Source organism: Sphingomonas sp. PL-96 (assembly GCF_020707215.1).
GTDB lineage: Bacteria > Pseudomonadota > Alphaproteobacteria > Sphingomonadales > Sphingomonadaceae > Sphingomonas.
This window is the reverse complement of record NZ_JAJFET010000001.1, coordinates 255788-269673: the sequence shown is the minus strand read 5'-3', so window position 1 is coordinate 269673 and position 13886 is coordinate 255788. Positions and strand designations below refer to the sequence as shown.

Genomic DNA, 13886 nt, shown 5'->3' with positions numbered 1-13886 from the left:
GCTTGCGCCAGCGGCGCCGGACCGCCATCGAAGGGGCGTATGCCGATGCGCCCGCTCCCCGACCTCGCCGCCCTCTCGCTCGCAGAGATTGCGCAGCTGATGGAAGAGGACCGGCTGCCCCCGGTCGAGCGCTGGAATCCGGAGCATTGCGGCGAGAGCGGCATGACCATCGCGCGCGACGGCCGCTGGTTTCACGAAGGCGCGCCGATCACGCGCGAATCGATGGTGCGGCTGTTCTCCACCATCCTGCGTCGGGAGCCGGATGGCGGCTATGTGCTCGTGACCCCGGTCGAGAAGCTGTCGATCACGGTCGAGGATGCGCCCTTCGTCGCGAGCGAGGTGCGCGCCGAGGGCGAAGGCAGCGACAGCCGGCTGATCTTCCGCCTCAACACCGGCGAGCTGGTGCTGGCCGATGCCGCCCATCCGCTGCGCTTCGAAAAGGGTCCCGACGGTCCCCTCCCCTATCTGGTGGTGCGGGGCGGCATGGACGCGCGGATTGCCCGCCCCGTTTATTATGAACTCGTCGACCGGGCGCTGGCGCGGGAGGGGCAGGATCCCGTCCCCGGCGTCTGGAGCGCGGGCAGCTTCTTTCCGCTCGACGCCGCATGACCCTGGCCGAACGGCTGCGCCAGGCTTTGGCGCAGCCCAGTGACACCCCGCTCCTGACCGGTGATTTCGATCACGACGAGATGGCGGCCATGCAGTGGCGCGAGGCGGCAGTCCTGGTCGCGGTCACCGATCGCGCAGAACCGGGCGTGCTGCTGACGCAGCGTACCACCACCTTGCGCAACCATGCCGGCCAGATCGCCTTTCCGGGTGGCCGCATCGACCCGGAGGATCCCGATCCGGTCGCAGCGGCGCTGCGCGAGGCGGAGGAGGAAGTGGCGCTGCCGCGTGCGGCCGTGGAGGTGGTGGCCAGCCTCGACCGGTATCGCACGGCGACCGGCTTCACCGTCACGCCGGTGGTGGGCGTAGTTGCGCCCGACCTGCCGCTTGCGCCCAGTCCGGGTGAGGTCGCTGCGGTATTCGAAGTGCCGCTCGCCTTTGTGCTCGACGCGGCGAACTACGCGAAAGGCCACGCCACCTGGCGCGGCCGCGAACGGCATTACTACGAAATCTGGTTCGAAGGCTGGAGGATATGGGGCGCTACGGCAGCCATGCTGGTCAATCTGTCGCGGAGGCTGGCGTGGACGCGCTGACCCTGCCCACCGCCGACTGGCAGGCCCGCGCCGGCCTGAGCGAACTCGCCCGCGCCCTCGGCGGCGACCTTGGTGAGGCACGCTACGTCGGGGGCGCCGTCCGGGACACGCTGCTTGGGCTGCCCGTTGCCGATCTCGACGTGGCGACCGCCCATGGTCCGCAGAGCGTGCTCGCGCGACTGAAGGAGGCGGGCATTCGTGCGGTCCCCACCGGCCTGCAGCACGGCACGATCACCGCAGTTCTCGAAAGCGGCCCGGTCGAGGTGACGACGCTGCGCCGCGACGTCGCGACAGATGGCCGCCACGCCACCGTCGCGTTTACCGACGACTGGCGGGAGGATGCGGCGCGGCGCGACTTCACCATGAACGCGCTCTATGCGGACATGGCGACCGGAAGGGTCACCGATTACTTCGAGGGGGTCGCCGACCTGCGCGCCGGCCGGGTGCGCTTCATCGGGGATCCGCTGCGTCGCATCGCCGAGGATCACCTGCGCATCCTGCGCTTCTTCCGCTTTCTAGCGCGCTTCGGCGACACGCCCGATCCGGAAGGTCTTGCCGCCTGCATCGCTCGCGCCAACGACCTGATGGCGCTGTCGCGCGAACGGGTGTCCGACGAGCTGCTCAAGCTGCTGGTCGCGCGCTCCGCAGTTGAGGTGGTGGGCTTGATGCAGGCACAAGGCATCTTCGTGCCCGTGCTGCCGGAGATCGACGCCGGCGGTGTTGCGCGCCTGGGTCGCCTGGCTGCGCGCGAAACCGCCTGCGGCATCGCCCCCGATGCGATCCGCCGCCTGGTCGCACTGGTACCTGCAGAGGCACTCGAGGCGGTCGGCGCCCGGCTGAAGCTCTCCAACATGCAGCGCAAGCGACTGGCGCTTGCGGCTGGCACGGACGGCCTCGGCTCACCGCGCGCGCTCGCCTATCGCATCGGCACCGAAGGCGCGGTCGACCGGCTGCTGCTCTCGAATGCGGAGGATGCCGCCGGCGCGGTGGCGGACCTGCTCGACTGGGTGCGGCCACAGTTTCCGCTCACCGGCGGCACGCTGGTAGCGCGCGGGGTCGGCAAGGGCCCGGACGTGGCACGTCTGCTGCGGCGGATCGAGGACCAGTGGATCGCCGAGGGCTTCCCCGACGCCGCCCGAGTCGAAGCGCTGATGCAGGGGGAACTGGATCAGCGGTTGCGTTCGACCAGCAGCTGATAGGCAGCATCGGCGTCGAGCGGGCGGGCGTACAGATAGCCCTGCCCGTAATCGCAGCCGAGCGCCCCCAGCGTCTGCTCCAGCTCCAGCGTCTCGATCCCCTCGGCGGTCGTGCGCATGCCCAATGTCTGCGCCAGGCTCAGCACCGCGCGCACGATCGCCACCTTGTCGCGGTTGGCGAGCATGCCCGAGACGAAGCTGCGGTCGATCTTGAGCAGGTCGATCGGCAGGCTCTGGAGATAGGCCAGGTTGGAATAGCCAGTGCCGAAATCGTCCATCGCGAGGGTGGTGCCGAGCGACTTCAGCGCGCGCAGCGTGTCGGCTGTATGATCGCGGTCGCTGACGATCGCGCTTTCGGTAAGCTCGATCGTCAGCCGGCGCGGCGCGAGCCGGTGGCGAGCGAGCGTGCGTTCGACCAACCCCACCATGTTGTCGCGCTGAAGCTGGACGGCGGACAGGTTAACCGCAACCGCGACGCCGCAATCCCCGCCGTGGGTCTGGTCCCAGCTCGCCAGCGTCCGCATCGCTTCGTCCAGCGCCCAGCGGCCGAGCGGGACGATCAACCCCGCCTCCTCCGCCACCGGGATGAAGCGGGTCGGCGAGATCTCTTCCCCCGCCTCGGTCCGCCAGCGCGCAAGCGCCTCCAGCGAGACGATACGGCCTGTGGCGAGATCGCAGATCGGTTGGAAGTTGAGGTGGAGCTCACCCGCCTCGATCGCGCGCCGCAGCTCCGTCTCGATCGAGAATTCGGCGCGCATCACGTCCAGGGCTTCGGACCGATAGATTTCCGGAAAGCCCGTGCGCTTGGCGCGCTTCGCGGCGAACTGCGCGTGGCGGACCAGATCCTCATGGTCGCCCGACAGGCTCGCACCCAGTGCGATGCCGATCGAGCAGCCAATGCGCACTTCGAAATCGGACAGGCTGAACGGGCTTGCCAGTGCGCCGCGGATGCGCTCGGCGACTTCGACCGCGTCGTCGTTGCGCTCCACCCCGGCGAGAAGAATCGCGAACTCGTCGCCGCCGGTGCGCGCCAGCACGTCCGGCTGGCGCAGCGCCCCCTTCAGGCGACGTGCGACCGAAATGAGCAATTCGTCGCCGACGATGCCCCCCAGGCACGCGTTGATGCGGCTGAACCGATCGAGGTTGAGGGCGAGGACCGCGTGGTGCGCGCGCCCACCCTTCGCCAGAACCTCTTCCAGCCGATCCTCGAAGCCGGCGCGATTGGGCAGTCCGGTAAGCGCATCGATCGCCATTTCACGGCGCAGGCTGTGTTCGGTACGCTCTTCGGGCGTGCGGTCGATCAGCGACACCAGGCAGCGGCGCAAGGCGGTACCGGCACGCCGGGTCAGCACGACACGATAATAGCGCGCGTCAACGGCCTGCCCCAGCGTCCAGTCGAACGCTTCCCGCGGCACATCGCCCTCCAGGAAGCGGTGAATGCGGGCGCGCATGTCGCTGCAGTCGAGCGCACCCGCGGGCCCCGCATCCGCGTCGATATTCCGGAAGGCCGTGTTGACTCGAACCAGCGTCACCCGCTCGTCGCGCAGGGCAGCGACCGCCGCCGGCATCGGCAACACGTCCAGGAGCGGCGGTTCGCTCGCCATGGCTTCCCCTCTGCTCCCGCTCGCCGGCTGCCGATGATCGGCAACCTCCCCCCAAGTAGAACGCATTCGCGAAAGCAGCACCATCGAAGTCGGGTGTAGCTGCCGACTCTTAACGCTGCGTTGCGCCGGGCGAGATCAGGCGAACCGATTGTCGCGCGGGAACCCTGTTGGCGGCATGCGCCCGGCAGCACCGCGCGCGGCACGCCAGGGGCTCAGGTCCGCTTCGGTGCGGACCCGTCCGGTCTCGCCCCCCATGGTCCAGCTGAGCCCGTCGCTGAAGCGCAGGGTGCGCACGTCCGACAGGCCGCCGTCCCGGAAGCGCTGCAGCTGCACCCCCTGCCCGCGCGCCAGCTCGGCCACTTCGGTCAGCGGAAACACCACCAGCTTGCGGTTGTCGCCGATCGCCGCGACATAATCGTCCTCGGGCAGGATCGGCCGGATAACCCGCAGCCGTGCCCCGGTGCGCGGCGTCATCACCTGCTTGCCCTTGCGAGTCTCGGCGATCACGTCGGCAATGCGCACGATGAAGCCGCGCCCGTCGCTCGCGGCCAGCAACAGCCGGTCGGACTGCGCCGCTCGCAGGAAGCCCGCGATCTCCGCATCGCCATCGACGTCCACCATCGCGCGCACCGGCTCGCCAAAGCCGCGCCCGCCCGGCAGCTTGTCGGCACCCAGCGTGTAGAAGCGGCCCGCGTCGGTCGCGAGCAGCAGCTTGTCGGTGGTGTGGGCGTGGAACGCGTAGAGCGGCCCGTCGCCTTCCTTGAACTTCAGCGTCTCGGCCGCGGCAAGGTCATTGTGGCCCTTCAGCGCGCGGATCCAGCCGCGGCGGGAAAGCACGACCGTGATCGGCTCGCGCTCGATCATCGCCTCCAACGGGATCTCGCGCGCGGGCGCCGCTTCCTCGACGGTGGTGCGGCGCTTGCCGAGCGCAGTCTCCGGGCCATAGCGATCGCGCAGCTTGGCCATGTCGCGCTTCAGCCGGGTGCGCTGGCGCGCTTCGGAGCCCAGCAGCGACGTGAGCTCCGCCTTTTCCTTCTCCAGCTCGCCCCGCTCGCGCCGGAGCTCCATCTCCTCCAACCGGCGCAGCGAACGCAGCCGCATGTTGAGGATCGCCTCGGCCTGGCGGTCGGTGAGCTGGAATTCCGCCATCATCACCGCCTTGGGCTCGTCCTCGGTGCGGATGATCTCGATCACCCGGTCGAGGTTGAGGAAGGCGATGATATAGCCGTCGAGCAGTTCCAGCCGGTCGGCGATCTTGGCGAGGCGGTGTTCGGAGCGCCGGCGCAGCACCACGAACTGGTGGTCGACCCAAGCCTTCAAAACCTCGCGCAGGCTCATCACCCGCGGTGTGCGCGTCGCGTCGAGCACATTGAGGTTGAGCGGCACGCGGGTTTCCAGGTCGGTGAGCCGGAACAAGCCGTCCATCAGCGTCGCCGGATCAACAGTGCGGCTGCGCGGCTCCAGCACGACGCGGATCTCCGCATCCGATTCGTCGCGGATGTCGCTCAGGATCGGCAGCTTCTTGTCGTTGATGAGGGTCGCGACCTGCTCGATCAGCTTGCCCTTGGCGACGCCATACGGGATTTCGGTGATGACGATGCGGAACCCACCGCCTTTCTCGCGCTCCACGTCCCAGCGCGCCCGTACGCGAAAGCCGCCCCGGCCGGTGGCATAGGCCTCGGCGATGGCCGCTGGTGTATCGACGACGATACCGCCGGTCGGGAAGTCCGGCCCCTTCACATGCGCCAGCACCGCCGCGTCGTCCGCCTCCGGCTGATCGACCAGCATGGTCGCGGCATCGAACAGTTCGGCGGCATTGTGCGGCGGGATGGAGGTCGCCATGCCCACCGCGATGCCGGCGGCGCCATTGGCGAGCAGGTTGGGGAACAGCCCGGGGAACAGCTCCGGCTCCTGCTCCTCGCCATTGTAGGTGGGGCGGAAATCGACCGCGTCCTCATCGAGGCCCGCCATCAGGTCGATCGCAACCTGAGTCAGCCGCGCCTCGGTATAGCGATAGGCTGCGGCATTATCGCCGTCGATGTTGCCGAAATTCCCCTGCCCGTCGACCAGCGGATAGCGCAGCGCGAAATCCTGCGCCAACCGCACCATCGCGTCATAGACCGACTGATCGCCGTGCGGGTGATACTTGCCGATCACATCGCCGACCACGCGCGCGCACTTCTTGTAGCCCGCCGCCGGATCCAGTCGCAGCAGCCGCATCGCCCACAACAGCCGACGATGCACCGGCTTCAGCCCGTCGCGCAGATCGGGCAGCGAGCGCGCGGTGATCGTGGAGAGCGCATAGACGAGGTAGCGCTCGGACAGGGCACTGTCGAACGGGGCATCGACGATCGCGTCGAACGGGTCCTTGAAGTCGGTCGCCATCGCCGCCGCGGATAGCAGGCGCGCCCCTTGTTCCACAACCGTTCCGTGACGGGTACACCGTTGGTCGCTATGCCGCGACGCCTGATTGCGACGCGGGGTCACCTCCGCTATAGGCGCCGCAATCCCGCCCCGGCAGCACGCAAGCGCGCGCGCTTCCGGGGCCGATCGTTTTGGAAGGGTTCCGCACATGGCTCGCCGCCGCCAGATCTACGAGGGCAAGGCCAAGATCCTGTACGAGGGCCCCGAGCCCGGCACGCTGATCCAGTATTTCAAGGACGACGCCACCGCGTTCAACGCCCAGAAAAAGGGCACGATCAACGGCAAGGGCGTGCTCAACAACCGCATTTCCGAGCACGTCTTCACGCTGCTCGGCCAGATCGGGGTGCCGACCCACTTCATCCGCCGCCTCAACATGCGCGAGCAGCTGATCCGCCAGGTCGAGATCGTCCCGATCGAGGTCGTGGTGCGCAACGTGGTCGCCGGCTCGCTGTCCAAGCGCCTGGGCATCGAGGAGGGGCAGCAGCTGCCCCGCACGATCGTCGAATATTACTACAAGGACGATGCGCTCGGCGACCCGATGGTCACCGACGAGCATATCCTGGCGTTCGGCTGGGCCGCGCAGGACGAGTTGCACGACATGGCCGACATGGCGATTCGCGTGAACGACTTCCTGGCGGGCCTGTTCGCCGGGATCGGCATCCGCCTGGTCGACTTCAAGCTCGAGTTCGGTCGCATCTGGGAAAACGACTTCAGCCGGATCATCCTGGCCGACGAGATCAGCCCCGATGGCTGCCGCCTGTGGGACATGGTCACCAACGAGAAGCTCGACAAGGATCGCTTCCGTCGCGACCTGGGCGGCGAGGTCGAGGCCTATCAGGAAGTGGCGCGCCGGCTGGGCCTGCTTCCCGAGGGCGGCGACACCGCCGTGCTCGACATGGAAACCCATCGCAAGAAGCGCGGCCGCTAAGCCCTTTGCGCCCCGGCAGCGCTTGCCTGGCAGGCACGCCGGGGCCATAGGCGCCCGCAACCACACCACTCCAAGCATTGCCCCGAGGTCCCATGAAACTCCGCATCATCGTGACGCTCAAGAACGGGGTGCTCGACCCGCAGGGCAAGGCGATCCAGCACGCGCTGGGCTCGCTTGGCTTTGACGGCGTCGCCGATGCCCGCGTCGGCAAGCTGATCGAGCTGGAGGTCGCCGACGACACCAGCGACGAGGCCGTCGACCAGATGTGCCGCAAGCTGCTCGCCAACACGGTGATCGAGAACTACCGCATCGAACGCCAGGACGCGGTGGCGTGAAGACCGCAGTCGTCGTCTTCCCGGGCTCGAACTGCGACCGCGACATTGCGGTTGCGCTCGAACAGGTGACCGGCCGGGCGCCGGCGATGGTGTGGCACGGCGACACCGATCTGCCCGACGGCATCGGCCTGGTCGCGGTTCCCGGCGGCTTCTCCTACGGCGATTATCTGCGCTCCGGCGCGATCGCCGCGCGCTCGCCGGTGATGCGTGCCGTCGTCGAGGCCGCCGGCCGCGGCCTGCCGGTGCTCGGCATCTGCAACGGCTTCCAGATCCTGACCGAAACCGGCCTGCTCCCCGGCGCGCTGATGCGCAACTCGCGGCTGAACTTCGTGTGCCGCGACGCGCCGCTGACGGTCGCCAACGCCACCTCGCGCTTCACCCGCGGCTATGCCGAGGGCGAGACGGTGACCATCCCGGTCGCCCACCACGACGGCAACTACTTCGCCGACGACGCGACGCTCGACCGGCTGGAGGGCGAAGGCCAGGTCGCGTTCCGCTATGCCGGCGTCGTCAACGGTTCGGCGCGCGACATCGCGGGCGTGTTGAACGCGAAGGGCAACGTGCTTGGCATGATGCCGCACCCCGAGCGCCGCGTCGAAGCCGCCCACGGCGGCACCGATGGCCGCCGCCTGTTCGAGGGATTGGTCGAAGCGCTCGCCTGAGCGGGCGCTTCTCCCCTCACGCCTTCAGCCGGAACGGCGAGAAGTTCGTTCCCCGGTCGAACAGGTCCACGCCCTCGGCGCGCTTGAGCCGATTGACCACCGCATAGGTGACCGGCGTCAGCACCACTTCCCAGCCGACCTTCAGCGCCCAGTTGGTCACCATCACCGTCAGCACCTGCGAGATCGGCCACACCCCCAGGAAGGCGGCCGGATAGAAGATCAGGCTGTCGGCCCCCTCCCCCACGATGGTCGAGCCGATGGTGCGTGCCCACAGCATGCGTCCTTCGGTCAGGAGCTTCATCCGCGCCATCACATAGGCGTTGACCAGCTCGCCGACCCAAAAGGCCGCGACCGAGGCCAGGACGATCCGCGGCACCTGGCCGAACACCGCCTCATAGGCCGCCTGTCCTTCCCAACCGGGCGCGGGCGGCAGCGCCACGACGACCGCCGCCATCAGCGCCATGAACAGCACTGCGGCGAACCCCACCCACACGCAGCGCCGCGCGCGTGCAAAGCCATAGACTTCGGTCAGCACGTCGCCGAGCACATAGGAGATCGGGAAGAACAGGATACCCGCCCCGAACACGAAGCCGCCGAGCGGCCCCTCGCCGGGGATCGTCGCGACCTTGCCCGCGCCCAGCACGTTGGAGAGCAGCAGGATCGCGACAAACGCCGCCATTGCGAAGTCGTAGAAGCGGAAACCGGACACGCTGCGCGCGTCCGCGGGTACCGGCGTCATGCTGCCTTGTCCCTTGAAAACCAGGTGGCGGGGTTATGAGGATGGTTCCGCTTCGGCGCAATGCGCGCTATCGGAACTGTGCGTGCGCCCGTAGCTCAGTTGGATAGAGCGCGAGCCTTCTAAGCTTGAGGCCGCTGGTTCGAATCCAGCCGGGCGCACCATTGTTTTCTGCGGGTAATTGGTGGCCTGTGATCCGAACAGGCCTCGCGCGACGAGGGCGAGTTTGGGCGCGCCTAGCCAAGCCGGCGATATGGGATCGATCTACGCGGGTCCTAGAATCACCGCATGCCGTTGATGGCGAAACTCGAACCGCGGGACCCGAGATGAACGCTCATCCTGGTTCACAAGGGCGCCGCCGCCGGCTGAACCGCAAGCTCGCCGCATCTGGCTTTCCGTGGCCCCGCGCCCAATCGTTCGGAAAAAGGGGAGGATCGACATGCGGTTTCATACGCTCGTGGTGGCGCTGGCGGGTGTTGGCGCGACGTCCGCCGCGCTGGGGACGGAGCCGGCCAGGTTTAGCCGCTTCAGCTACGAGGGACGGTCGCAGGAACGGGTAAAGGTTGGTCCTGGACAGTACCGGAACCCGATCCTCTCGGGCTATTACCCCGACCCGTCGATCACGCGGGTGGACGACACCTATTACCTCGTTCTCTCCTCTTTCGCGCATTATCCCGGCCTGCCGATCTTCCGGTCGAAGGATCTGGTGAACTGGACTCAGATCGGCAATGCGATCGACTGGCCGGAGCAGCTCGACTTCTCGGGCATGCAAACGTCGCAGGCAGTGTTCGCTCCCGACATCTCCTTCCACAACGGCGTTTTCTACATCGCCAGCACCTGCGTCGGATGCGGCGGCAATTTCGTCATCACCGCAAAAGATCCGGCGGGTCCGTGGTCGAACCCGACGTGGTTGCCGTTCGAGGGCATCGATCCGTCGATCTACTGGGAAGGTGATCGCGCCTATATCGTCAACAATCGGGCGCCGGCGGAACCGGCCCGTTACAACGGGCACCGCGCGATCTGGACCCAGGAGTTCGATTGGCGGGTCGGCAAAATGGTGGGCGAGAGTACCCAGTTGGTGAACGGCGGCGTCGACCTGGCCACAAAGCCGGTGTGGATCGAAGGCCCGCACATCCTGAAGAAGGACGGCTGGTACTATCTGACGGCGGCAGAGGGTGGCACCGGCGTCAACCATTCGCAGGTGGTGCTGCGATCCCGGCAGCTGCGTGGCCCCTATGTCCCGTTCGCGGGCAATTCGATCCTGACCCAGCGCGATCTCGATCCCGCGCGGCCAAACCCGATCACCTCGGCAGGACATGCCAAGCTCGTGCAGACGCAGTCCGGCGAGTGGTTCGCGACATTTCTGGCGGTACGGCCCTATGAAGGCGACTATTACAACATCGGCCGCGAGACCTTTCTCCTGCCGGTGACATGGCGGGACGGGTGGCCGATCATCCTCCCGAAAGGTCAGGCAATCCCCTTCACGAACAGGATGCCGAAGCTGCCGCGTCAGGCTTCGGCTTCGATCGCTACGGCTGGCGACTTCGCCTATGTGGACGACTTCGACGGCGACAAGCTGGCGATGCAATGGGTGGGCGTGCGCACGCCCAAGCGACCGTTCTACCAGCTGGAGGGTGGCGACCTGGTTCTCGACCGTGGCGCGCGCATGGGTGACCTGTCGGGCGTGCCGGCTTTCGTCGGCCGTCGACAGCAGCATCACGTCGCAACGATCACGACCACCGTCCGCTTCACCCCCCAGGTTGATGGCGAGCGCGCCGGTCTTGCGGCCTTGCAGAGCGATCGGAACCATTTGTTCTTCGGCCTGGCGCAGATCGCGGGCAAGCCGGTGGTGGCGCTCTATACCACGGAAGCTGGGGAGGAACGGCTGGTGGCGTCCGCTCCTGCTTCCACCAAGACTCCCATGACGCTCACGATCAGGGTGAACGGCGGCAGCATGGCCTTCGACTATGAAGGTGCCGGGGGGAAGCGGACGCTCACGTCGGACGTCGACGCGCGCTTCCTCAGCACCAAGACTGCGACCGGCTTCGTGGGAACGCTGATCGGCCCCTACGCCTGGATCCGATGATCGCCGCTAGCAACGAGAAAGGCGGGAACCGCCCCCGCCTTCTCTTGCGTAGCCGTGGGACAGCCGGCTCAGCCGGCCATGTCCGCCAGCTCGCGGCCGCGGGTCTCATCGACCATCGCCTTCACGAAGAAGAACGACCGCGCCGCGAAGAACCCATAGCCGAAGTAGGTGACAGACAAGCCCGGCGCCCCGGCCCCGGTCCCCTGATGCTGTGGGTCATCGTCTCGCCTCGCCCGGTCCAGCCGGCTGTTGATTCCTTCGCGGCTTCTCGGCACTTCCAGCATCACCGACGGTGAGTGGAGTGCGCCGTCCGCTTCAAGCCGGTATCGCTGTCAATTCGCAGGCGCCCGTCAGCGCCGAGCGCGCGTGGGCGTCGTCTGGGCCGGGCGTCTGCCTGGCGGCACGCCGACCGTGCAATCCACTTGCCGGATTACCGCATCCAGGAATATGGTAGCGCTATAAAGCCGAAGAACCGGCTCACAGACCTCGCAAGAAGGTCGTGCAACAGGAAGGAGAGCCTGACATGCGCCTGCGTCTACACCTTTGTCTGGCGGCGGCGGCAATCGCCGCGACGTCGAGCTTCGCGACCGCCCAGACGCAAAGCAGGGCCGGGAGCCCCGGTACCGACAAGCAGGAAGCCCGCAGCCCGGAAGGGCGCCGCTACATCGCCCAGCCGCTGGTGGCCGACAAGTTCTTCGCCGATCCTTCGGCACATGTCTTCAATGGCAAGATATACATCTACCCCAGCCACGACATTGATGCGGGCATTCCCAACGACGATCTCGGCAACCAATATGCGATGCGCGACTACCAAGTGCTCAGCATGGATGAGATCGGCGGCCCGGTCACCGTCCACCCGGTGGCGCTGGACGTGAAGGACATCCCCTGGGCCTCCAAGCAGACCTGGGCGCCGGATGCCGCCTACAAGAACGGCACCTACTATCTCTACTTCCCCGCACGCGACAAGCAGGGCCTGTTCCGCATCGGTGTCGCGACCTCAAAGTCCCCAACCGGGCCGTTCAAGGCCGAGCCGAAGCCGATCCGGGGCAGCTATTCGATGGACCCGGCCGTGTTCACCGATACGGACGGTCAGAGCTACATGTACTTCGGCGGCATCTGGGGCGGTCAGCTTCAACGCTGGACGAACGGCCGCTATGACCCCAACGGCGGCGATACCGACCTGAAGCAGGACGACAAGCCCGCGATCGCCCCCAAGATTGCTCGCATGTCCGCCGACATGAAGCAGTTTGCCGAAGTGCCGCGCGACGTCGTCATCACCGACGAGAACGGCAAACCGATCCTGGGCGGCGATCACGACCGCCGGTTCTTCGAAGCGGCCTGGACGTTCAAGCGCAACGGCAAATACTACTTCACCTACTCCACGGGTGACACGCACTTCGTGAACTACGCGATCGGGGACTCGCCTTACGGTCCGTTTCGCTACACCGGCCATGTCCTGAAGCCGGTGCAGGGCTGGACGTCGCACCACTCGATCGTCGAGTTCAAGGGTCGCTGGTGGCTGTTCTACCACGACACCCAACTGTCGGATCAGAACCACCTGCGCTCCGCCAAGGTGACAGAGGTCACCTTCAATCCGGATGGCACGATCCAAACCATCGATCCGTTCAAGGATTGAGGGGGCCACGTTCCTCGGCGTCGATATTGGCACCTCCGGCGTCAAGGCGGAGGTGCTGGACGAGCATGGCGCGCTCGCCGGCCAGGGGACCGCGGCACTCAGCGTGCAGCGGCCCCGGCCGCTCTGGTCCGTGCAGGATCCGGGTGCCTGGTGGGACGCCACCACGGCGGCCGCGCAGGCGATCGACGCGGCCGTGCGCCGGGCCGTGCGCGGCATCGGCCTTGCCGGCCAGATGCACGGAGCAACGACCTGTCGGATGCCGCCGGCACGCTGTGGCTGGAGGTTGCCAGCCGTCAGTGGAGCGACAGGTTGCTCGCGGGCACCATCCTGATCGAGCCGAAGCCGCATGAGCCGACCAAGCACCAGTACGACTTTGACACGGCGACCGTGTACGGCTTCCTCAAGCGCTATGGCCTGGAGAATGAAATCCGCGGGAGCATCGAGGCGAACCATGCCACGCTGTCCGGCCACACCTTCGAGTACGAGATTGCAACCGCGGGCGCGCTTGGCATCCTTGGCTCCATCGACGCCAACCGGGGCGATCCGCAGAACGGCTGGGATACGGATCTGGCCGGCATCGCCGACCTGGCAGTCGAGCAGGCGATTGACCCGAAGCCGCGCTCGGGCCGCCAGGAGCGGATTGAGAACCTGATCAAACCCTTCCTCTGAACACCACACCGAGCCGGGCTCCCGCCGGTTCGGTATCACTCCTACGGCATCGAACCTGCCAGGGCTCCGGCCGGATGCCAGCCCGACACGAACACTCCACGCTGTCGAGACGTTCGTCTTCAATGATCGCGCGCTCGTGCGTGCCCGTGTCGACTGATCGCCTGGAGCACCAGCGAACTTGTCCCGGCTATTGAAGGACCCGATCCTGCGCTGAGCCTGCCGGCACTTGCGGTCGAGCCGCCCTGCCTGCCCCTCCCGCGATGCGATCGCCGCGCCCGCGACTACGACCCGACTTCCGCCTGGTAACGCCTGGCATCGCTGCCGAGCACAGGCTGCTGCCCAGGAATTACACTCCCACATGCCAGTCGCTGAGGCGTTCTATCGCTCCGCAAGTGAGGGACGCACCAACCG

At 67.2% G+C, this 13886-nt stretch carries 12 protein-coding genes, 1 tRNA gene and 2 pseudogenes; 11 read left to right on the top strand and 4 right to left on the bottom strand.

The genetic code is table 11. The annotated features are described in order from the left end of the window. Positions 1–39 precede the first annotated feature (39 nt). From LK533_RS01180 to LK533_RS01170, 3 genes are read left to right on the top strand one after another with little or no spacing between them, the layout of a single operon-like run. Positions 40–609, top strand: a complete 570-nt coding sequence (locus LK533_RS01180; RefSeq protein ID WP_229360816.1) for a DUF1285 domain-containing protein — start codon at positions 40–42, stop codon at positions 607–609. Continuing rightward, complete coding sequence (locus LK533_RS01175) at positions 606–1199, top strand: CoA pyrophosphatase (RefSeq protein ID WP_229360815.1); 594 nt, start codon at positions 606–608, stop codon at positions 1197–1199. The genes LK533_RS01180 and LK533_RS01175 overlap by 4 nt, the downstream gene beginning before the upstream one ends. After that, entirely contained in the window at positions 1187–2395 is a 1209-nt protein-coding gene (locus LK533_RS01170) for a CCA tRNA nucleotidyltransferase (protein WP_229360814.1), read from the top strand. The genes LK533_RS01175 and LK533_RS01170 overlap by 13 nt, the downstream gene beginning before the upstream one ends. Here LK533_RS01170 and LK533_RS01165 read toward each other — a convergent pair. Continuing rightward, positions 2368–3999 (bottom strand): putative bifunctional diguanylate cyclase/phosphodiesterase, encoded by a 1632-nt coding sequence (locus tag LK533_RS01165; RefSeq protein ID WP_229360812.1) that lies wholly within the window; start codon positions 3997–3999, stop codon positions 2368–2370. The two genes, LK533_RS01170 and LK533_RS01165, sit on opposite strands and share 28 nt — an antisense overlap. Before the next feature lie 135 nt (positions 4000–4134). Continuing rightward, a complete protein-coding gene (parC, locus tag LK533_RS01160) occupies positions 4135–6384 on the bottom strand; it encodes a DNA topoisomerase IV subunit A (RefSeq protein ID WP_229360810.1) in 2250 nt (749 codons plus the stop codon). A 187-nt stretch (positions 6385–6571) separates the two neighbouring features. Here parC and purC point away from each other — a divergent pair, with 187 nt between their 5' ends. The 3 genes from purC to purQ all read left to right on the top strand — a co-directional run bounded on the left by purC (position 6572) and on the right by purQ (position 8348). Continuing rightward, on the top strand, positions 6572–7351 hold the full coding sequence (gene purC / locus LK533_RS01155; protein ID WP_229360809.1) for a phosphoribosylaminoimidazolesuccinocarboxamide synthase: 780 nt from the start codon (positions 6572–6574) through the stop codon (positions 7349–7351). A 92-nt stretch (positions 7352–7443) separates the two neighbouring features. Continuing rightward, complete coding sequence (purS, locus tag LK533_RS01150; RefSeq protein WP_229360808.1) at positions 7444–7686, top strand: phosphoribosylformylglycinamidine synthase subunit PurS; 243 nt, start codon at positions 7444–7446, stop codon at positions 7684–7686. Further along, positions 7683–8348, top strand: coding sequence for a phosphoribosylformylglycinamidine synthase subunit PurQ (gene purQ, locus LK533_RS01145; protein ID WP_229360802.1), 666 nt, complete (start codon positions 7683–7685; stop codon positions 8346–8348). The genes purS and purQ overlap by 4 nt, the downstream gene beginning before the upstream one ends. 16 nt (positions 8349–8364) lie before the next feature. Here purQ and LK533_RS01140 read toward each other — a convergent pair whose 3' ends face one another. Then, a complete protein-coding gene (locus LK533_RS01140; RefSeq protein ID WP_229360797.1) occupies positions 8365–9087 on the bottom strand; it encodes a queuosine precursor transporter in 723 nt (240 codons plus the stop codon). Between the two features lie 84 nt (positions 9088–9171). Between LK533_RS01140 and LK533_RS01135 the strand changes: the two genes are divergently transcribed. Both LK533_RS01135 and LK533_RS01130 read left to right on the top strand, forming a co-directional pair. After that, a tRNA-Arg gene (locus LK533_RS01135) sits at positions 9172–9248 on the top strand. A gap of 275 nt (positions 9249–9523) precedes the next feature. Further along, positions 9524–11170, top strand: coding sequence for a glycoside hydrolase family 43 protein (locus tag LK533_RS01130; RefSeq protein ID WP_229360796.1), 1647 nt, complete (start codon positions 9524–9526; stop codon positions 11168–11170). 68 nt (positions 11171–11238) lie between these two features. Here LK533_RS01130 and LK533_RS01125 read toward each other — a convergent pair whose 3' ends face one another. Next, entirely contained in the window at positions 11239–11454 is a 216-nt protein-coding gene (locus LK533_RS01125) for a hypothetical protein (RefSeq protein WP_229361762.1), read from the bottom strand. A 239-nt stretch (positions 11455–11693) separates the two neighbouring features. Between LK533_RS01125 and LK533_RS01120 the strand changes: the two genes are divergently transcribed. The 3 genes and pseudogenes from LK533_RS01120 to LK533_RS01110 all read left to right on the top strand — a co-directional run. Beyond that, positions 11694–12806: a glycoside hydrolase family 43 protein gene (locus LK533_RS01120; protein WP_229360795.1), complete on the top strand. Its 1113-nt coding sequence runs from the start codon at positions 11694–11696 to the stop codon at positions 12804–12806. Continuing rightward, positions 12769–13053 (top strand): annotated as a pseudogene (locus LK533_RS01115) (FGGY family carbohydrate kinase); the annotation flags it as partial. The gene LK533_RS01120 and the pseudogene LK533_RS01115, both read left to right, overlap by 38 nt. Positions 13054–13124: 71 nt before the next feature. After that, positions 13125–13475, top strand: a pseudogene (locus LK533_RS01110) (xylose isomerase); the annotation flags it as partial. Positions 13476–13886: the final 411 nt, after the last annotated feature.